We start from the raw sequence: 17,611 nt of genomic DNA, 5'->3' as shown, positions 1-17,611 counted from the left end.
GGCCGATCAGCGAGGCAATATCCGCCTGAGCACGGTCTTTTCGGCGGGCGGCTTGGAACCCCCGATCGTATAGGCGGCACGCACGGCGGCCGCTGTCGCCTCGGCCTCGGCGTCGGTGCGGGCATGCACCAGCGCCAGGGCCTCGCCCGGGCGCGCCTCGGCGCCGACCGGCAACAGCCTGGTCAGACCGACAGCATGATCGATCTTGTCGTCGGGACGGGAACGCCCGCCACCGAGCGTGACGACGGCAAGCCCGATATCGCGCGTGGCGATGCCGGTCACGAACCCGTCCTGTTCCGCTTTCACGGCCAATTCGACCGGCGCTGTCGGCAGATACTTTTCCGGTTTCTCGATGAAATCGCCGGGACCGCCAAGCACCGCCACCATTCGCGCGAAGACGGCTGCCGCACGGCCTCCGGCAAGCGCCTCGGTGCCGCGCCTGATACCGTCCTGGTGAGACGAGACGAGCCCCGCCGACTGCAGCATCTCGGCCGCCAGCGCCAGCGTAACGTCCTCCAGCCGGCGGTCGCGATATCGGCCGGTGAGGAAATCGACGGCATTTCGCACCTCGACCGCGTTGCCGGCCGCCGAAGCCAGCGGCTCGTTCATGCCCGTCACCAGCGCGGATGCATTCAGGCCGGCGCCATTGGCGACCTCGACCAGGCTGTTCGCCAGCGCGACCGCATCGCGCGACTTTTCCATGAAGGCGCCGTTGCCGACCTTGACGTCGAGCACCAGCGAGCCCAAGCCCGCGGCAAGCTTCTTCGACAGGATCGAGGCGGTGATCAGCGGGACCGATTCGACGGTTCCCGTCACGTCGCGGATCGTGTAGAGCCTGCGGTCGGCGGGTGCCAAATCGGCGGTCTGGCCGATGATGGCGCAACCAGTCTCGAGCACCGTCTTGCGGAAAAGCGCCACGTCCGGCTGGCTGGCATAGCCAGGGATGGCATCCATCTTGTCCAGCGTGCCGCCGGTGTGGCCGAGGCCACGGCCCGATATCATCGGCACATAGGCGCCGCAGGCGGCGACGATCGGCGCCAGCATCAGCGAGACATTGTCGCCGACGCCGCCGGTCGAATGCTTGTCGGTGACCGGCCCCGGCAGGTCGGACCAGTCGAGCACGTCGCCGGAATCGCGCATGGCGAGCGTCAGCGCCACCGCCTCCTCGCGGCTCATGCCGTTGAGGAACACTGCCATGGCGAAAGCGCCGACCTGGCCCTCGGCGATGGTGCCGGCCGTCAGCCCTGCGACGAAGGCCGCGATCTCGTCGGCCGAGAGTCTGTGGCCGTCGCGCTTGCGGCGGATGATCTCCTGCGGCAGCATCAGTCGGGCAAGCCGTCCTGGAAGACGCGCCGCAGGATCGTCGCCAGCCGCGCGCCGCCGACCGGCGCCATGTCCTTGGTTTCCTGGTGCGAGAGCTCCGCCCCGGTCATGCCGGCCGCCAGGTTGGTGATCACCGAGCATGCAGCGACCTTGAGTCCGAGGAAGCGGGCGAGGATGACCTCCGGCACGGTCGACATGCCGACCGCCGTCGCGCCCATGACGCGCGCCATGCGGATCTCGGCCGGCGTCTCGAAGCAGGGTCCGGAAAACCACATATAGACGCCCTGGTGCAATGCCGTGCCGGTCGCCTTCGCCGCCTTCTCGATCGCGCCGCGCAAGCCGGCATCGTAGGCCTCGGTGAGACCGACGAAGCGGCGGTCGCTCGGCTCGCCGATCAACGGGTTGGAGCCGGAGAAATTGATGTGGTCGGTGATCAGCATCACCGAGCCCGGCCCCATTTCAGGATCGACGGAGCCGGCGGCATTGGTGAGGATCAAATGCGAGATGCCGATGCCGGCAAGCACCTCCAGCGCCGGCCGCATCGCCGCGGCATTGCCATGCTCGTAATAATGCGCGCGCCCGGACAGCATCAGCACCGGCGTGCCGGCGAAATGCCCGGCAACAACCTCGCCGGCATGGCCGGAAACACCGCTGCGCGGGAAGCCCGGCAGTTCGGCATAGGAGATGCGCCTGGCATCCTTGACCTGGTCGACCAGACCGCCAAGGCCCGAGCCCAGCACAAGCGCGGCCGCGGGCGCCAGCCCGTCCAGCTTCTCGACCAGATGATCCAGCGCTTCCTTCATTTCAACCCGCTCTTCATTTCAAGATGTCGCCCCTGAAGCCGTAAGGCAGCATGTCGCCCATGGTCACGGTCTCGGCCACGCCGGCGTTGTCGCACAGATAGAGCTTCGTGTCCGGCCGGCAGAATTCCGCCAGCCGTTGCCGGCAGCCGCCGCAGGGCGAGCATTTGGCCATGCGTTCGGCGATCACCGCGATCTCGACGATCCTGCCGCCGCCGCCCATTATGTAGTGGCCGAGCGCCGTCGTCTCGGCGCACCAGCCTTCCGGATAGGACGCCACCTCGATGTTGGCGCCGGTGAAGACGCGCCCGTCCTCGGTGCGCAACGCCGCACCCACCGGGAATTTCGAATAGGGCGCGTAGGCCTTGGCCATCGCCGTCTTCGCCGCCTCGAACAGATCATGCGACATCCGGTTCTTCTCTCCCATGATCTTGTTCAAATGCCGGTCGCCGCCGGACGAAAATCCAACCTCAGCGTTCCTTGACATAAGGCACGCCGCCGGCGCGCGGCGGGATCGCCTTGCCGATGAAGCCGGCGAGCAGGATGACGGTCAGCACATAGGGCAGCGCCTGCATGAACTGTGCCGGAACCTTGCCGACAATAGGCAGCGGCGAGCCCTGCAGGCGGATCGATGCCGCGTCGAGAAAGCCGAACAGAAGGCAGGCGAACATGGCGTTGACCGGCTTCCATTTGGCGAAGATCAGCGCGGCAAGCGCGATATAGCCCTTGCCCGCGGTCATGTCTTTCACGAAACCGCCATTCTGCACCATGGAAAGATAGGCGCCCGCGACGCCGGTAAGCACGCCGGTGCAGATCAGCGCCCTATAGCGCAGCCACGCGACCGAGATGCCGGCGGTGTCGACGGCGGCCGGATTTTCGCCGACGGCGCGCATCCTCAGCCCGAAGCGGGTGCGAAACAGCACCCACCAGGTGAACGGCACCATGGCGAAGGCGAAGTAGACCAGGATCGAGTGGCCGGAGATCAGCTCGGCATAGATCGGGCCGATGATCGGCACGTCCTTGATCGCGTCGGCGCCGGGCCAGGTGATCGCTGCGAAGCGTTCGCCCGGCTGCAGTGCCGGCGTGCGCCCGCCCTGCTGGAACCAGGCCTGGCCGAGGATGATGGTCGATCCGGCGGCGATGAAGTTGATGGCCACGCCGGACACGATCTGGTTGCCGCGATGCGTGATCGAGGCGAAGCCGTGCACCAGGGCGAATGCAACCGAGATCAGCACCGCCATGCCGAGGCCGATCAGCGCCGAATGGAAGACGGCGGCGGCCGAAGCGCCGGCAAAGGCGCCGACCAGCATCTTGCCTTCGAGCCCGATGTCGAAGATGCCGGCTCGTTCCGAATAGAGGCCCGCCAGGCAGGCGAGCAGCAGCGGCACCGAAAGGCGGATGGTCGAATCCAGCACCTGGACGATGGCGTTGAAAATGTCCATCTCAGGCCCCCTTCCCGTTCACTGCCTGCATGCCGACCGATTTCGGACTGACCGAGGCGAACAGCGCCTGGATGTAGGGCCTGAACATGTGTTCCAGCGCGCCGGCGAAGAGAATGACCAAACCCTGGATGATGACGATCATGTCGCGGCTGATCGCCGGCATCTCGAAGGCGAGCTCGGCGCCGCCCTGGTAGAGCATGCCGAACAGGATCGCCGCCAGCACGATGCCGACCGGATGCAGCCTGCCCATCAGCGCGACCGCGATGCCGACATAGCCGGCGCCGGACACGAAATCGATCGCGACATTGTGCTGGTCGCCCATGACAGGGTTGAGCGCCATCATGCCGGCCAGCGCGCCCGAGATCATCATCGCGGTGATGATGATGCGGGTTTCCGAAATGCCGGCGTAGCGCGCCGCCTTCGGGCTGTGGCCATAGGTGCGCATCTCGTAGCCGAGCCTCGTGCGCCAGATCAAAAGCCAGACAAGGAAAGCCATGACCAGTGCCAGCAGGAAGCAGATGTTGAGCGGCGCCGAACGGATCTTGGCACCGAACAATTCGATTATCCAGTTGAGCTTCGGCAGTTCGGCGCCGGCGAGGAAATTGCGCGTCTGCGGCGCCTGCGAGCCGGCCGGCTTCAGCGCGCCGACCAGCAGGTAGACCATCACCGAGGCGGCGATGAAATTGAACATGATGGTGGTGATGACGATGTGCGAGCCGCGCTTGGCCTGCAGATAGGCCGGGATCAGCCCCCACAGCGCGCCGAAGGCAGCAGCGGCGACGATCGCGATTGGAAAGATCACCCACCAGGGCAGCACGCTGTCGAGGCTCAGGCAAACAAGCGCGATGCCGAGGCCGCCTATATAGGCCTGCCCCTCGGTGCCGATGTTGAACAGGCTGCAATGCGCCGCTACCGCCACGGAAAGTCCGGTGAAGATGAAGGTCGTGGCGTAAAACAAAGTGAAGGCGATGCCCGTGCCCTTGCCGAAGGCGCCCTCGACCAGGATGACGGCGGCGCGGAACGGGTTTTCGCCGACCAGCATGACGACGAAGCCGGCGACGATGAAGGCGACCGACAGGTTGATCAACGGAATCAATCCATAATCGGCCCAGGCCGGCAATTTGGCGTAAGGCGTGCTCATTCGGCGGCCTCCTGGTGCTCGACGCCGGCCATCAATAGGCCAAGCTCGCCTTCGGTCGCGTCCGGGCCGCGCTCGCCGACGACACGGCCGGCAAACATCACCAGGATGCGGTCGGAGAGCGAGCGGATCTCGTCGAGCTCGACCGAGACCACCAGCACCGCCTTGCCCTGGTCGCGCATGGCGATCAGTCGCTTGTGGATGAATTCGATGGCGCCGACATCGACGCCGCGCGTCGGCTGGCCGACGATCAGCACGCCGGGATCCTGCTCCATCTCCCTGGCCAGCACGATCTTCTGCTGGTTGCCGCCGGAGAAGTTCGCCGTCTTCAGCCGCGGATTGCTTGGACGGATGTCGTATTTTTCGATCTTGTCCTTGGCATCGGCCATGATGGCATCGATGTCGAGGAACGGCCCCTTCAAATAGCGCTCGTCGTCGTGATAGCCGAGGATCGAGTTCTCGTTTTCCTCGAAGGCGAGCACCAGTCCGACATGGTGACGGTCTTCCGGCACATGGGCGAGTCCGCGGTCGCGTAGTTCGCCGGGATCGGCCTTGCCGGTGAGGTCGATCGGCTTGCCGTCGAGCATCACCTCGCCGGAGACCGCATGCCGGATGCCGGAGATCGCCTCGAGCAGCTCGGACTGGCCGTTGCCGGCAACGCCGGCGATGCCGACGATCTCGCCGCCGCGCACGTCGAAGGAGACATTGTCGACCATGGTGACGCCGCGCGAATCCTTGACCGTCAGGTTCTTGACCGAGAGTTTTACCGCGCCGGCTTCCGACTGGCCCTTCTCGACCCTGAGCAACACCCGCCGGCCGACCATCAGTTCGGCCAATTCGCCGACCGTGGTTTCCTTCGTCACCCGGGTCGCCACCATCGTGCCTTGGCGCATCACCGACACCGTGTCGGTGATCGCCATGATCTCGCGCAGCTTGTGCGTGATGAGCACGATGGTTTTGCCCTGCTCCTTCAATTGCTTGAGGATGCGGAAAAGGTGATCGGCCTCAGCCGGCGTCAACACGCCCGTCGGCTCGTCGAGGATCAGGATCTCGGCGCCGCGATAGAGCGCCTTGAGGATTTCGACGCGCTGCTGCAGGCCGACCGGCAGCTCTTCGATGACGGCGTCGGGATCGACCTCGAGGCCGTATTCGCGCTCCAGCCGGTCAAGCTCCGAGCGCGCCTTGGCGATGCTGCTCTTCAACAGCGCATCGTTTTCGGCGCCGAGGATGATGTTCTCCAGCACCGTGAAATTGTCGACCAGCATGAAATGCTGGTGCACCATGCCGATGCCGAGTGCGATTGCGTCGTTGGAGGTGCTGATCGACACCGGCTTGCCGCCGACGCGGATCTCGCCGCTATCGGCCTGGTAGAAGCCGTAAAGGATCGACATCAGCGTCGACTTGCCGGCGCCGTTCTCGCCGACAATGCCGTGGATCGTGCCGCGCGCGACTTCCAGGTTGATGTCGCGGTTGGCGCGCACCGCGCCAAAGCTCTTGTTGATGCCTATGAGCTCGATTGCGGCTTGCGCCATGCAGCCTGTTCCCACTGTTATTTTTTTATCGCTTGGTCAAAATGCCTAGCATGATGCCCCGCTTATGCCAATCGGCCGTTCACTCTCGACAAATCCCCGCGTCCTTGTCAATTTCGAACCTGAGCAGGTTCCGCAAAAGTGTCCCACGGTTTTGCGATCTGAACCTGCGAAAACCAACAGAGCTAAGCAGATATTCGTGGGGCATCCCACGAATATCTGCTTAGCTGGAGGCTTCACATTCGCAAGGATCGGTTTTGCATGGCCATGCCTGACGATCGGCTGACGACGTTGGAAATCCGCGCCGCCGAGCAGGAGAAGACCATCGAGGAGTTGTCCGGCCAGATCGCCGAACAGTGGAAGGTGATCGAGCGTATGGAGCGCAAGCTCGCAGCCCTGACCGACCGCTTCCTGGAATTGGAGGAGCAGTCCGCCTCCGATGTGCCGGTGACCAAGCCGCCGCATTGGTGAGGAGCCATGGGGAAAGACGGCCATGTCCAGTGAAAGCGACCGCGTCGCTCGAGCCGGCGATTATGTCTTTGGCTTGATGAACGACAGGGAACGCGCCCGTGCCGAACGCGACCTCGAGATCGATCCCGCCTTTCGCGACACGGTGCTGCGGCTGGCCGAACGCCTGCGCGCCTTCGATCCCGCGGGACCTGAAGCGCGCGGCGATCGCTGGGAACTGGTCACGCAACGCCTTGCCGAACTGCCGCAAATGCAGACGCGGCTGGCTGGCGTTGGCGTCCCGGAGACGGAACCGCCGCCGCCGATGATCCACCGGCTCGAGCGGAAGCCCTACGGTGTCGGCCTGCATTCGCTTGGCGGCAGGCTGGGCTTCGTCATCGCGCTTGCCCTGGTGGCGGCCTTTGCGCTCGGCTATCTCGCCAGCACGCTATAAAGGCAATTCCAGGAAAAGTGCGGGCAGTTGGGCTCGGCGCCTTCGTCGTAGCCTTCCGTCCGGAATTGCGTCAAAGCAGAGACTTCGACATCAGAAGCATCGGCGCGCCGTCCTGCTCGAAGGTCTCGACCGCCGTCCATCCAAGCGCCTCGTAGAAGCCGCGCGCCTGCCAGGTATAAAGGTAGAGCGTGCCGATACCGGCAGACGCCGCATGAGTCTCGACGGTTCTGACCAGCGCCGTGCCGACGCCGCCGCCTCGATAGGCTTCCTCGACGATCAGTCCGGCCAGCCATGGCGTCAGATCGTGCGGCGAACTGATTTCGTCGCGGACGAGCAGGCAGTTCCCGATCGGCCGGCCGCGGTCGCGGGCGACAAAGGCCGCCTCGAAGCCGTCGCCGGCGATCAGCCCGCGCAGCCCGGCCATGTCCTCGTCGAGTGTCCGATCCGTACCCTCAAAGAAAGCCTCGAGCCGAAGCCGCGCCATTGGCTCGACGTCGCCTTCGGCCATGGCTTCGATTGCCGGTCGCATCGTGCCGTCTCCAGAACAAAACCACCGGGCATTGGCCCGGCGGTTCGAACCCCAGAGCAATTCCACGAAAAGTGCGTAGCGGTTTTCCGTCCGGAATTGCGTGAAAACAAAAGCTAGAGCGGTTCAATCACTGAACCGCTCCGGCTCAGCTGCCGATCAATAGGGGCAGGCGTTGTCGGCGGTGTAGTCGTGCACCTGGACCTTGCCAGCGATGATGTCGGCCTTGGCCTTTTCGACGGCCGCTTTCATCTCATCGGTCACCAGCGCCTTGTTGTTGTCGTCCATGGCGTAGTCGACGCCGCCTTCCTTGAGGCCGAGATTCTCCAGACCACCCTTGAAGGTGCCGTTCTTGCCGTCCATGAAGGTGTTGTAGACGGCAACGTCGACGCGCTTCATCATCGAGGTCAGCACCTTGCCGGGCTGCAGGCCATTCTGGTTGGAATCGACGCCGATGCCGAGCTTGCCGGCATCCGCCGCCGCCTGCAGCACGCCAACGCCGGTGCCGCCGGCAGCGGCATAGACCACGTCGGCGCCCTGATCGATCTGCGTCTTGGCGATCTCGCCGCCCTTGGCCGGGTCGTTCCAGGCGGCCGGCGTATCGCCGGTCATGTTCTGGATGACATCGGTCGCGCCGGCCGACTTGGCGCCGCCGACATAGCCGCATTCGAACTTGCGGATCAGCGGGATGTCCATGCCGCCGATGAAGCCCACCTTCTTCGACTTCGACGCCATCGCCGCCAGGATGCCGACGAGGTAGGAGCCTTCGTTCTCCTTGAACACCAGCGAGCGGACATTGGGAAGGTCGACGGCATCGTCGATGATGGCGAAGTTGAGGTCGGGATAATCTTTCGCGACCGCTTTCAGCGCGTCCTCCCAGGCAAAGCCCGCCATGACGATCGGATTGCGGCCGTCCTCGGCGAAGCGGCGCAGCGCCTGCTCGCGCTGCGAGGCGTTGGAGACTTCGAATTCGACATAGGCGACGCCGGTTTCCTTCTTGAACTTCTCGGCGCCGTTATAGGCGGCCTCGTTGAAGGATTTGTCGAACTTGCCGCCCAGATCGTAGAGGATGGCCGGCTGCACGTCCGCGGCGAAAGCCGGAAGAACCATTGCGGTTGCGGCCAGAAGGCCGAGAACGATACGTTTCATGTGATCCACACCCTGTCGGTTATTTTTCCGTTTTTGCACCGCCTGCTCGCCCGGTTCTCCGGCGGGCTGGCGAGGCCAGGCAGGAAGTGTTTGACCCTCCCGCTCGCGGTCAATCTGGCACGGCGCGAAACAAAATTCACGTGGAATTTTGACCTGTTGGAAAAAGCGGTTATCGGCGATCCGGCACGTCTCTTAAAAGCAATTCCACGAAAGAGTGTGTTGCGGTTTGCATGCGGAATTGCGTCAGAACAGCCTTCAAGGGCTTGGAGCGAATTCCGCGCCGCGGCGCTTGCGCCGGTAGCCGATGGCGTAGAGCAGGAAGGCAAGCACCGCGAACACCGCGAAACCGGGTTGCGCGAGCACCCAGGCGACCGCGCCGTCCCAGACCAGAGGGTTTGCCTTGGCGCGCACGAAAGTCTCGAAAGCCGCGCGGGTATCGGGCGAGACCGCGAGCCAGCTTGCGTTGAGCGGCGTCATCACCAGCGACGACGCCGCGACCGAGCGTGTCGTGTCGATCACCACCATGATGACGGAAATCGACAGCGCAACCATGGCTGCCAGCCGAAAGATGAAACGCAACATCGATGCTCTCCCCGGGAAAGCTCCCGTCTACCCCGCAATCGACATAGAGCGTGCGTGGTTCCCGCGCAATCGCGGCCCGTGAAATTAGCGAGCCCGCGCCGGCACGCGCCGGTTCACCCGCCAGACGGCGAAAATACCGCCGGCGATCGCGCCGACGATCAGGCCTCCCAGGCCGACAAAAGCCGCGAAAAATCCGCAGGCGCCCTCGAAGCAGCTCATATGCGTCAGGTCCGCGATCAGCGAGCCGGCGAAGAACCCGGCGCAGGCGCCGATCGCGCCGCCAAGGATGATGCCGAGCAGCGCGGCAAGGATCGAGACGAAGACCGGCGGCCGCTCGGTCTCCGGATTGGCGTAGATCGTGTCCGCGCCTGCCCCGTTGCGCAGGAGATAGATGCACAGCAGGCCGATGGCGATCTCGGCCACTGTGAAGCCCAACGCTTCGGCCGAGAAGGCGAAGCTGTAAAACACATAGGCCTGGCGCACGAGGAGCCAGATGATGATGGCGATTTGCCAGATCGTGTAATGGCGCGGGAAGCGGGCCGACCGGTTGAAGGCAAGGCCAAGCAGGTACAGCCCCCACAGGATGGTGATGACGCCGCCGGTCAAGCCGCCATAGACCAGGAAGAACACGCTGTCGGGCAGGCTAAAGTCGCCGATCAGCCGCCAGGAGGAGATCAGCCCGTAGGCCGACAGCCCCATGACGATGACAAGCCACGCCACCGGGATGAAGGACAGGCCGCCGTCCGGCCGCCCCGCGGGTTGCTGGTCGATCGATGCCATGTCGGAACGCCCTCGCCCAAGCAATTCCAGGAAGGCCGCCTGCCGGCTTTCGTCGGGATTGCAAAACCGAACCGGCAATTCCAGGAAAGCCCGCAACCGTTCACCGGGATTGCATGATTAACGGCAGTCGACAGCCGGGCGCAGGCGAAGTCAAGCATCACCGGCGCGCCACGATCGGCCTGTATACATCATTCGAACGCATCGCCCTTCCCCGCCCTTTGCGCCATACACGGCAAAAGCCGCGGCAACGCCAATATGGCTTGGCATTCGCTTTCGGATCGACTAGATGAGCCCCGCGCCTGTTTGCCTAGACGGCTAGCGGTGCCGGGAAGGTTGCCCGCCGGTTGAAGGCACCAGATGTCCGTTGAGGACTTCCCACGGGAGCATCTCCCCAACCCGCGCGGCGAAACCGGCCGACGCGAGATGCTAAGACGGAGAGGTGGCCGAGTGGTTGAAGGCGCACGCCTGGAAAGTGTGTTTACGGGAAACCGTAACGCGGGTTCGAATCCCGCTCTCTCCGCCAACTCCTCAACAAAATCAATAACTTAGAGAGAATTTTAGAACTTACCCGCCAAAAAGCCCATCATGCAGGATGCTATTGATTTAGACAGCATGCGACGGCATGAGACATCCAGCCGGGGCGCAATCGTAAAACGGCATCGCGGACCCCGTCGAGATTGGCGAGCGACTGCTCTCAAAGCACCAGATCATTGCGCATGGATGACCGCGAGCGCGTAGCGATCAAGGTGATGAGCCTTTTCGGACGGGGGATAATCGAGCCAGATCAGCTATCGGTAGAGCTCGAACGGGGGCTAGCGGACCTGGCCTCGCTGTGATCCAGTCCATCGCCCTGGCAGTGACGCCGTTCGGCAGGGGCAAGCGGGAGGCGGTCCAGTTCCGCACGGTCGGGCTCGCCGCTCTCTTAGCCTTCGCACTCGCTCGGCATGTCTAGCCAGATGGCCGCGCTACGTACCGGCAATGCCGACACCGTCCTCGATCACGCCGGTGCTGATCCTGCCGATGGTGTGGCAGCAAAGCCGGCGAAGGCCGACCGCCCCCGCGATTTCGCCATGGGTAGGGCCATACAAATGAACTTGCAGGGGCGAATCCCGGATTCTGCGAAGGAAGTTGCCAGCAGCCTTCAGGTCGATACCGCTTGGCAAAAGTACCAAATCTACAATTTGGTCATGGAGATCGCCCTCACCTTCCAGTCGGAGGCCTTCGAGTTGCTGGCGTTCGAACCAGCCGACCACGACACGCATAAAATCGATGCCGATATTTTCGAGAGCCCAGACGGTCACAAATTCCGAAAGAAATACAAAGCCAAAAACGGGGCGGAATTCTTTAGGCATGCGATGCACAAGGGCACCTCGCTGCTGGCACTCTATCAAGAACGCAGCCTGCCAAAGAACGTGACGCCTCATCAGGTTTTCGATGCGATCGCCACCATCATGGGCGACAACGGGAAATTCAAGAGCGGGCTCACGTATCTTCAACGCTTTCGCGAGAAAGGGACTGCCACTCCCTGAACGGCAATGACCCTAGTTGCCGCGCATCCGTTCAATCTCTTCCTCAACGCGAGCGTCGAGCGCAGATGTGGCTTCGTCAATCCAGCCGCGCACGGCTGAAGTTTCATCCATAAACATCTGATACTTTCGAAGCGCCTTGTGCGGATTTTTCTCCCCGCGCACGCCCAGGAGACGCTTGCGCCAAGAAGGAATGGGATCATTCCGATATTGAAATGGATAGTGCTCGCCAATCCATTGAACGTAACCATGGACACTTTTGCCTGGTGGCGGATTGGATCGTAGGAAGGCCTTTCCAGCATCGCTGAATGTCACCGGCCACGCCTGACAGTCGATCACAATTTGCTCCCGCGTCGGACGTTCGTCACGCGGATAGCCACCCTGTAGATACTTGATGAAATCGTCCTTCTCCGTAATTACGCTGTCCATGTGCGATGCGAGATGTGCCCTTAAGGCCTCATCGCTTCCGCTCACTTTGCTCGCCAACAACGAACACCCGGCCCTGTATTCCTCCCAACTGCCGGGCATGAAACGCCTATCATGGTTCGGAAAATATTTTTTGGCACGCTCAGGAATCTTCAAATTTGAGCCCCAGCCGATCCCGATGGATTTCAGGGTTGCCAGCACGTCACATGCGACAGAAAAATAAAACCGACTGAGCGCCGGAAGCAGCTCTTCGTGCTTCACACCGATGTGATAGACCTCGTTCCTATAGCCATGCGCTGTGAAGATCGTCTCGCCAACCTCCTGCGAGAAATGGCCCATCAGGCGTGCGAATTTCACCTTCGGCTCAAAATTGCGCCCAAGCGCATCAGCGAGTTCACGTTCGTATTTAAATTCTTTTGCGCGGGACCAGGACCTGTTTGAGCCGGCTTGCAGCTCGGCAATTTGATGCAGCGTTATCTCGATCGCATTGTCCGTCAGCATTAGCGCAAAACGTGCATTATTTGCATCGCCCAGCATCAAATGATCGTAGGCAAGGTCCAGCTGTTCGAGATTTGCCGCAAGCTGTTTGAGCATTCGAAAAGCGTACCAGAGACGACAATATTAGGCGAGATTTTGAGCTTGGCTGCCATTTTCCGCAATGTACGAAAAACGGGCTCTATGGCTTGCCACCTAACCCCAACACGGTTTCACCCCACAGGGGCAAGATTGGGCTGTCGGGACGACTCTATTCCAACGCTACCGCAAATCCAGGCCACGCCGCATGAAACGTTTGCAACGCGTCCGCGCGTATCCTGTCGAGCCGCTCCCCCATTGATGGTTCGACCATAAAAATAGGGCAACTGGGATTACCGCAGCCACAAGGCTTAATCGTGCCATCACGCAGGCCCGAGACGAACGCGCGTCGGAGTTCATCAACCAGCTGGATCGCCCGCGTGACATGCCTTTTCGCAACAGGATCCCGCAGATGGTGAACAGAGGGAATACGGCGAACGTCCTCTCCCTCTCGGGTTCGCCACAGGCCCGTATTTAGCGCAGCGATGGTATCCTCAACTGCCTGCTGGAATGCATGAAGCGAACATTCTCGGAAAAATGGGGTCCGAAACGCGGGCCGATCAAAAACGGCAGCCATCTGTGCCAAAGACTCCTCGTCCCCGAGGCTGGGAAAGTCATCTGCGAAACTTCGGAGCTTTTCGGCGCCGTCGGGAAAGGCTTCTCCCATACAGAAGCGGCGCAAGAGATCTTCGCCGATAAGGCGAAGATTCTCCTCGAAATCCGCACCCGACCAGATTGTCAGGTGATTGACACAACGCTTGTTCGCAAATGCTTTCACCGCGTTTCTGCGAGCTGCGGACACCGTGCCACGCGTCACGAACTTAAAGCTTGCGATGCTCGGATTGCATGATAGGGCCTTATCAATATCGTTCTCGGCTTTCGCCTGCGTGAGGCTGCCGCGATTGACACATTGGATAACGGCACGCTTGAAGTTTCCCGCCTCGTCGGCACACTCCCCCACGATATCTCGGCCTTGGTCGCTACCCGTTTGGCCGTACCATTCGACATCACGCCATCCTGCGCGGACGTGATAGGCAAAAACGAGCCGTTCAAATTCGGCGCCACCAAAATCCTCGAAATGTATCCGCTGAACCAGTTGCGCGACCGGTGCACGAGCTGTCATCGCTGCAATCTGCCTTCGATGATCAAAAGTCCAATGCCATTCATGGCGGCAAAATCCTGAGCGCGATCGAGCGCTTCATCCTTGCGCCAGTCGAATGGCCCACTGCCGCCGTAATCTCCTTCGGCGCTGTCAAAGAAATAGCCCTTTTCGCCGAAGCCATCGCGGTGAACAACAACCCGAACATGCCGCTCTTCGGGGGGACCTTTGCCAGGTTCCAGGTGAACGATGCTAACCACTGGAAGACTCCTTATAGATTCGCCTCAGAATACCACGTTCGCGAAATCTTCTCGACCGTGCCTCGAAGCAACCAAATCACCGAGTCTTATTCATGCCTGCTTCGGTTAGAAACTGAGATTCGAGCATATCAATCGCTGTCCGTAGCCCATTAAACGAGAGGCCTTTGGCGTGATCAACGGCTTGTGCCGGGAGTACCGATCTTAGCAACTGGTCGCAACCATTGTCGTCCCGCCAATGTTTGAGCCGTCTCTCTTTGAACGAGTTGCCCAAGAGAAACGCGCTGCGACCATATATAGCGTGGATAATATAGTAGATTGACCAAAGGCGAGGACTGACAAAGGGTCGCTCCTTGGCTGCCTCGTTGGCCCCTGCACGTGTCAACTTGTCGATAGGCACATTCGGGCTTTTGAATTCGAGAAGCGCATCCATCAAAGGAGGCGTCTCCTTGCCTTTGAAGTAGTCGTCCATTTCCTCTGGCAATAGGATGGAGTCGATAAAAACAACGATACTGAACTCGCTGCCCAGGCTTCTGACTATCTCCCAGAGACGTTCGACAGCCGCCATCTGACGGCTGGATAAATGCCCAGCGCTGTGGGTGGTTTGCACTGTAATGGTATTTGCATGGACAGTATGCGCGGCGAAACCGCCGCTCTGGCCGGTGGCTACGACACTTTCCACATAGACTTGCGCCACCCGATCAGCTTCGCCCTCCTCTACTGGTTTCGCGTGGTCCTCGTGGTCGCGCTTCAGGCGAATAAGCCGGTCAACCGTGTATGACTCTTTGTCATCGTCAATGACCGTATGGTGCGTCGGGCACATTAAGATGAGATTCTCGAATGCGTGCCTCTCCTCTGGAGGTTGATCTGGATCATGTCGAGAGCTGCGAAGCCGGGCTCCTTTGATGTGGCAAATCTCACCGACCAGCGTTTCACCGATAGCCATTGGAGCGTTGCATTTTGGAAAAGCGCAACGGTTTCCCGAAAGGGCAAATAGGCGCTTGATATCGCTGGTGCTTGGCGAGTTGGCGCTCACGATGTTCTCAGAATCTAGATTGTCCAAGGTGATCGTACCCGCTTCTGCCGCTGTTTCGAAGCGATAAGAGCGTTTCAATCCAACGCAGGCTCATGCTTAACGGTGCACCGGCCCAAGCCCGAAAGGTCACTAGCTCAGCCCTTGACGTTTGGTGGCAAATTTGCCAACATGGTGATAGATGATTACGTACCGCGATACCAGGCCGGTTTCATGGGTTAAAGCCGCCCTAAAGGCATTCGAGGATTTTCCGAAGAACGCTCAGGACGAGGTCTTGACGGCTCTCACGATCGCCGCCGACGGTGGCTTCCCCAGCAACGCTAAGCCGATGAAGGGCTTAGGACCTGGCGTTTATGAGGTGGCTTTACGTCACCGTACCGACGCTTATCGCGCGGTCTACACGATTCAGTTTGAAGGCGCCTTGTGGGTTGTCCACGCCTTTCAAAAGAAGTCGAAGAGCGGAATCAAAACACCCAAACAGGAGATCGACCTGATCCTTGATCGGATAAAACGACTGAAGGAGATGCTGAGATGAGCACGAAAAAAGAAGACAACATGGAATTGGTCCACGGTAGCGGCAACGTGTTTCGCGACTTCAATCGCGATGACGCCGACCTTTTGCAGGCCAAAGCTCTTATGGCGTCCGAGATCATTAAGATACTCGACGATCGTCATTGGACAACCCGGAAAGCCGAAGATGCCACGGGGGTTAGCCATGCGGATTTTTCCCGCATCCGGCGCGCAAATCTAGGGCGTTTCACGCTAGATCGCCTAATAACCGTGCTAACGCAGTTGGGGCAGGAGGTGGAATTGTCGGTAAATGTTCGACCTCGCCTACACAATAAGCATCCCTTACTGGCCGATGTTTGAAGGCTGAGGCTTGGAAGATGCCCTTGGCAAAAGCTGTCAATGACCTTGTTGCCATCCGCGATGGCGAACTCATTTTCCAAGGTAAAACACTTGATATCCCCTCTCTTCGGCCGGAACGGGAAATCGGCAGAGGGGCCAATGGAATTGTAATTTTATGTGAGAATACGTTCCTCAAAAGGCCAGAAGCTCTGAAAATATGGGTGAAGCTTCGGAACAAGGACCGACGCGACAAATTTAAGCAGGGAATCTCGGAAGCGCAAAAGGCAGCTGCAGCAGCTGGCGGCGTAGCTCCCCAAATCTATAGTGCTGGCGACGTAGGCGATGGTATCTTTTATGCCAGCATGGAAATGATCGAAGGCGAAACACTCAAGGAATATATCTCGAAGGAGAAAGGCCTTTTTCAGCGATCTGTTGTTGCACAAGCTTACGTGTGGGCCATTGAACAGCTTTGTGAATCGGGTCATGTGCACGGAGATCCCCACACGAAGAATGTTATCGTACGAGCTATAGATGAGAAACGAGTTCGCTTGAGCCTGCTTGACTTTGGTACGTCGCATTTTACCGCTCCCAACAGATTTGTGGAACGACACTGGAGAGTTGTCGACGAAACGCTCTCTCGCATGTATCGCGACCACTTCTTTTTTCGCCGAATGAAGGGCAAGCCGACTTCCTTCGATTCCGGAAGCCAGTATGCCTGGACGAAATACTATTCTGAAGTTGCCAAGATGATGCGAGAACTATCTGTAGGGCATTGAATGCAATAAAAAACCGACCTGGACACCGTAGGCGTTTCGGGTCGCGATGAAATAGAAAATAGATGGGGATCAGATGCATCCTTTGGCAAAGAACGCGGTTGGAAATCTGAATATTGTCGTTGATTTGGCGCTCGACTTCTTTTTGATCTACTCGCGGTTCGAATATGCAGCAAAAGACAACGGTCACGTCCAAAAGCCTGCGGCGCCGACCGAACTCAGACTGTCTCACAACAGTTTGGCGATGGTGATTGATGCGGATTTGCAAGCCCATATCCTGACAAACCCATCATTGAGAGGAGCGGTTGAATATTACGAGAACGATCCACCCAGGAAACAAATATGGGACGGCACCAAGCCAGACTGGAAAGTGACAGTTCAACAAGAGCCGATGCGTAGCGAACGACTTTTGATCTGGTTGACACGAGTTCGGAACAACCTGTTCCACGGTGGCAAAGGGTTCGAGCCAGAGTCTAAAAAAATCGGCCGAGACATGGCACTCCTAGAGAATGGCCTCGTGATTATCGAAGCTATTCTCGCATGCGACGAGGATATGCGATCCTCATTCTCCTCCTATCAATAGCCCTTCGCCTCTTAAGTTTAGCTGTCGAACATAAGGTCGCGAGTGCCCTAGCTTCTGGGTTCGACTCGGTTCAGATTCTTGCGCAAGTGTCACTCCGCCTATAGGCGCCAGATAACCGCCTCGATCGCTCTGAATTTCAGCAGCGTCGAGATCATAGCGTGCTCGCACAGCCCGGAGTGACAAGTAGCCCGGGATCGCCTCAAGAAGGCCGAAGAGCGTCAGGGCAACTTGGACGCGCGGATGTATCTCCTGCTCGAAGTTCTACCCGGCTTTGCGCGACCAGATTTCCGACATCGACAAGCGAATTGAGGTCCTGCCCAGC

Annotated in this window: 21 protein-coding genes and 1 tRNA gene; 8 read left to right on the top strand and 14 right to left on the bottom strand. The window is 60.1% G+C overall.

Annotation, left to right across the window (positions count from 1 at the left end; translation table 11 throughout):
- Window positions 1-6: 6 nt before the first annotated feature.
- The 6 genes from deoA to FJ424_RS03830 all read right to left on the bottom strand — a co-directional run bounded on the left by deoA (window position 7) and on the right by FJ424_RS03830 (window position 6,235).
- Complete coding sequence (gene deoA / locus FJ424_RS03855) at window positions 7-1,323, bottom strand: thymidine phosphorylase (RefSeq protein ID WP_140651397.1); 1,317 nt, start codon at window positions 1,321-1,323, stop codon at window positions 7-9.
- The gene (locus FJ424_RS03850; protein WP_140651395.1) at window positions 1,323-2,126 is read right to left on the bottom strand and encodes a purine-nucleoside phosphorylase; all 804 of its coding nucleotides are present in this window, start codon (window positions 2,124-2,126) and stop codon (window positions 1,323-1,325) included. The genes deoA and FJ424_RS03850 overlap by 1 nt, the downstream gene beginning before the upstream one ends.
- 13 nt (window positions 2,127-2,139) lie before the next feature.
- Window positions 2,140-2,532 (bottom strand): cytidine deaminase, encoded by a 393-nt coding sequence (gene cdd, locus FJ424_RS03845; RefSeq protein WP_095766692.1) that lies wholly within the window; start codon window positions 2,530-2,532, stop codon window positions 2,140-2,142.
- Between the two features lie 61 nt (window positions 2,533-2,593).
- A complete protein-coding gene (locus tag FJ424_RS03840) occupies window positions 2,594-3,565 on the bottom strand; it encodes an ABC transporter permease (protein WP_140642435.1) in 972 nt (323 codons plus the stop codon).
- A gap of 1 nt (window position 3,566) precedes the next feature.
- Window positions 3,567-4,706, bottom strand: coding sequence for an ABC transporter permease (locus FJ424_RS03835; protein ID WP_140642438.1), 1,140 nt, complete (start codon window positions 4,704-4,706; stop codon window positions 3,567-3,569).
- Window positions 4,703-6,235, bottom strand: coding sequence for an ABC transporter ATP-binding protein (locus tag FJ424_RS03830; protein ID WP_140651393.1), 1,533 nt, complete (start codon window positions 6,233-6,235; stop codon window positions 4,703-4,705). The genes FJ424_RS03835 and FJ424_RS03830 overlap by 4 nt, the downstream gene beginning before the upstream one ends.
- Before the next feature lie 258 nt (window positions 6,236-6,493).
- On the opposite strand from FJ424_RS03830, the gene FJ424_RS03825 reads away from it, so the two are divergent.
- Together FJ424_RS03825 and FJ424_RS03820 are read left to right on the top strand one after the other, a co-directional pair.
- Window positions 6,494-6,703, top strand: coding sequence for a SlyX family protein (locus FJ424_RS03825; protein ID WP_140642442.1), 210 nt, complete (start codon window positions 6,494-6,496; stop codon window positions 6,701-6,703).
- A gap of 22 nt (window positions 6,704-6,725) precedes the next feature.
- Window positions 6,726-7,133, top strand: coding sequence for a hypothetical protein (locus FJ424_RS03820; RefSeq protein ID WP_140651391.1), 408 nt, complete (start codon window positions 6,726-6,728; stop codon window positions 7,131-7,133).
- Between the two features lie 70 nt (window positions 7,134-7,203).
- On the opposite strand, the gene FJ424_RS03815 is transcribed toward FJ424_RS03820, so the two are convergent.
- The 4 genes from FJ424_RS03815 to FJ424_RS03800 all read right to left on the bottom strand — a co-directional run bounded on the left by FJ424_RS03815 (window position 7,204) and on the right by FJ424_RS03800 (window position 10,170).
- Window positions 7,204-7,662 (bottom strand): GNAT family N-acetyltransferase, encoded by a 459-nt coding sequence (locus tag FJ424_RS03815; RefSeq protein ID WP_140651390.1) that lies wholly within the window; start codon window positions 7,660-7,662, stop codon window positions 7,204-7,206.
- A gap of 156 nt (window positions 7,663-7,818) precedes the next feature.
- A complete protein-coding gene (locus tag FJ424_RS03810; RefSeq protein WP_140651388.1) occupies window positions 7,819-8,808 on the bottom strand; it encodes a BMP family ABC transporter substrate-binding protein in 990 nt (329 codons plus the stop codon).
- Window positions 8,809-9,063: 255 nt separating this feature from the next.
- Window positions 9,064-9,390 (bottom strand): hypothetical protein, encoded by a 327-nt coding sequence (locus FJ424_RS03805; RefSeq protein ID WP_140651386.1) that lies wholly within the window; start codon window positions 9,388-9,390, stop codon window positions 9,064-9,066.
- An 84-nt stretch (window positions 9,391-9,474) separates the two neighbouring features.
- Window positions 9,475-10,170, bottom strand: coding sequence for a DUF2569 family protein (locus FJ424_RS03800; protein WP_140651384.1), 696 nt, complete (start codon window positions 10,168-10,170; stop codon window positions 9,475-9,477).
- A gap of 433 nt (window positions 10,171-10,603) precedes the next feature.
- On the opposite strand from FJ424_RS03800, the gene FJ424_RS03795 reads away from it, so the two are divergent.
- Both FJ424_RS03795 and FJ424_RS03790 read left to right on the top strand, forming a co-directional pair.
- A tRNA-Ser gene (locus FJ424_RS03795) sits at window positions 10,604-10,693 on the top strand.
- Between the two features lie 433 nt (window positions 10,694-11,126).
- Window positions 11,127-11,699: a hypothetical protein gene (locus FJ424_RS03790; protein WP_140651382.1), complete on the top strand. Its 573-nt coding sequence runs from the start codon at window positions 11,127-11,129 to the stop codon at window positions 11,697-11,699.
- 12 nt (window positions 11,700-11,711) lie between these two features.
- Here the strand turns inward: FJ424_RS03790 and FJ424_RS03785 are convergent, their stop codons facing one another.
- From FJ424_RS03785 to FJ424_RS03770, 4 genes are all read right to left on the bottom strand, one after another.
- Window positions 11,712-12,716 (bottom strand): hypothetical protein, encoded by a 1,005-nt coding sequence (locus FJ424_RS03785; protein ID WP_140651381.1) that lies wholly within the window; start codon window positions 12,714-12,716, stop codon window positions 11,712-11,714.
- 151 nt (window positions 12,717-12,867) lie between these two features.
- Entirely contained in the window at window positions 12,868-13,818 is a 951-nt protein-coding gene (locus FJ424_RS03780; RefSeq protein ID WP_140651379.1) for a restriction endonuclease, read from the bottom strand.
- Window positions 13,815-14,054: a hypothetical protein gene (locus FJ424_RS03775; RefSeq protein ID WP_140651377.1), complete on the bottom strand. Its 240-nt coding sequence runs from the start codon at window positions 14,052-14,054 to the stop codon at window positions 13,815-13,817. The genes FJ424_RS03780 and FJ424_RS03775 overlap by 4 nt, the downstream gene beginning before the upstream one ends.
- 76 nt (window positions 14,055-14,130) lie before the next feature.
- Window positions 14,131-15,165, bottom strand: coding sequence for an HNH endonuclease (locus tag FJ424_RS03770; RefSeq protein WP_140651375.1), 1,035 nt, complete (start codon window positions 15,163-15,165; stop codon window positions 14,131-14,133).
- Between the two features lie 100 nt (window positions 15,166-15,265).
- Here FJ424_RS03770 and FJ424_RS03765 point away from each other — a divergent pair, with 100 nt between their 5' ends.
- The 4 genes from FJ424_RS03765 (at window position 15,266) to FJ424_RS03750 (ending at window position 17,289) form a co-directional block, all read left to right on the top strand.
- On the top strand, window positions 15,266-15,619 hold the full coding sequence (locus FJ424_RS03765; RefSeq protein ID WP_140651373.1) for a type II toxin-antitoxin system RelE/ParE family toxin: 354 nt from the start codon (window positions 15,266-15,268) through the stop codon (window positions 15,617-15,619).
- Window positions 15,616-15,954, top strand: a complete 339-nt coding sequence (locus FJ424_RS03760; protein WP_140651372.1) for a helix-turn-helix transcriptional regulator — start codon at window positions 15,616-15,618, stop codon at window positions 15,952-15,954. The genes FJ424_RS03765 and FJ424_RS03760 overlap by 4 nt, the downstream gene beginning before the upstream one ends.
- Window positions 15,955-15,977: 23 nt before the next feature.
- The gene (locus FJ424_RS03755) at window positions 15,978-16,709 is read left to right on the top strand and encodes an AarF/UbiB family protein (protein ID WP_181181969.1); all 732 of its coding nucleotides are present in this window, start codon (window positions 15,978-15,980) and stop codon (window positions 16,707-16,709) included.
- Window positions 16,710-16,782: 73 nt separating this feature from the next.
- Window positions 16,783-17,289 (top strand): hypothetical protein, encoded by a 507-nt coding sequence (locus FJ424_RS03750; RefSeq protein ID WP_140651369.1) that lies wholly within the window; start codon window positions 16,783-16,785, stop codon window positions 17,287-17,289.
- Window positions 17,290-17,611: the final 322 nt, after the last annotated feature.

Origin of the sequence: Mesorhizobium sp. B3-1-8 (assembly GCF_006439495.1) — a bacterium.
Lineage (GTDB): Bacteria > Pseudomonadota > Alphaproteobacteria > Rhizobiales > Rhizobiaceae > Mesorhizobium.
This window is presented reverse-complemented; position numbering and strand designations above follow the sequence as displayed.

Excerpts from the sequence above, each read along its gene's own strand:
- deoA (WP_140651397.1), bottom strand. The coding sequence starts at position 1,323 with ATGCTGCCGCAGGAGATCATCCGCCGCAAGCGCGACGGCCACAGACTC.
- FJ424_RS03850 (WP_140651395.1), bottom strand. The coding sequence starts at position 2,126 with ATGAAGGAAGCGCTGGATCATCTGGTCGAGAAGCTGGACGGGCTGGCG.
- cdd (WP_095766692.1), bottom strand. The coding sequence starts at position 2,532 with ATGTCGCATGATCTGTTCGAGGCGGCGAAGACGGCGATGGCCAAGGCC.
- FJ424_RS03840 (WP_140642435.1), bottom strand. The coding sequence starts at position 3,565 with ATGGACATTTTCAACGCCATCGTCCAGGTGCTGGATTCGACCATCCGC.
- FJ424_RS03835 (WP_140642438.1), bottom strand. The coding sequence starts at position 4,706 with ATGAGCACGCCTTACGCCAAATTGCCGGCCTGGGCCGATTATGGATTG.
- FJ424_RS03830 (WP_140651393.1), bottom strand. The coding sequence starts at position 6,235 with ATGGCGCAAGCCGCAATCGAGCTCATAGGCATCAACAAGAGCTTTGGC.
- FJ424_RS03825 (WP_140642442.1), top strand. The coding sequence starts at position 6,494 with ATGGCCATGCCTGACGATCGGCTGACGACGTTGGAAATCCGCGCCGCC.
- FJ424_RS03820 (WP_140651391.1), top strand. The coding sequence starts at position 6,726 with ATGTCCAGTGAAAGCGACCGCGTCGCTCGAGCCGGCGATTATGTCTTT.
- FJ424_RS03815 (WP_140651390.1), bottom strand. The coding sequence starts at position 7,662 with ATGCGACCGGCAATCGAAGCCATGGCCGAAGGCGACGTCGAGCCAATG.
- FJ424_RS03810 (WP_140651388.1), bottom strand. The coding sequence starts at position 8,808 with ATGAAACGTATCGTTCTCGGCCTTCTGGCCGCAACCGCAATGGTTCTT.
- FJ424_RS03805 (WP_140651386.1), bottom strand. The coding sequence starts at position 9,390 with ATGTTGCGTTTCATCTTTCGGCTGGCAGCCATGGTTGCGCTGTCGATT.
- FJ424_RS03800 (WP_140651384.1), bottom strand. The coding sequence starts at position 10,170 with ATGGCATCGATCGACCAGCAACCCGCGGGGCGGCCGGACGGCGGCCTG.
- FJ424_RS03790 (WP_140651382.1), top strand. The coding sequence starts at position 11,127 with ATGGCCGCGCTACGTACCGGCAATGCCGACACCGTCCTCGATCACGCC.
- FJ424_RS03785 (WP_140651381.1), bottom strand. The coding sequence starts at position 12,716 with ATGCTCAAACAGCTTGCGGCAAATCTCGAACAGCTGGACCTTGCCTAC.
- FJ424_RS03780 (WP_140651379.1), bottom strand. The coding sequence starts at position 13,818 with ATGACAGCTCGTGCACCGGTCGCGCAACTGGTTCAGCGGATACATTTC.
- FJ424_RS03765 (WP_140651373.1), top strand. The coding sequence starts at position 15,266 with ATGATTACGTACCGCGATACCAGGCCGGTTTCATGGGTTAAAGCCGCC.
- FJ424_RS03760 (WP_140651372.1), top strand. The coding sequence starts at position 15,616 with ATGAGCACGAAAAAAGAAGACAACATGGAATTGGTCCACGGTAGCGGC.
- FJ424_RS03750 (WP_140651369.1), top strand. The coding sequence starts at position 16,783 with ATGCATCCTTTGGCAAAGAACGCGGTTGGAAATCTGAATATTGTCGTT.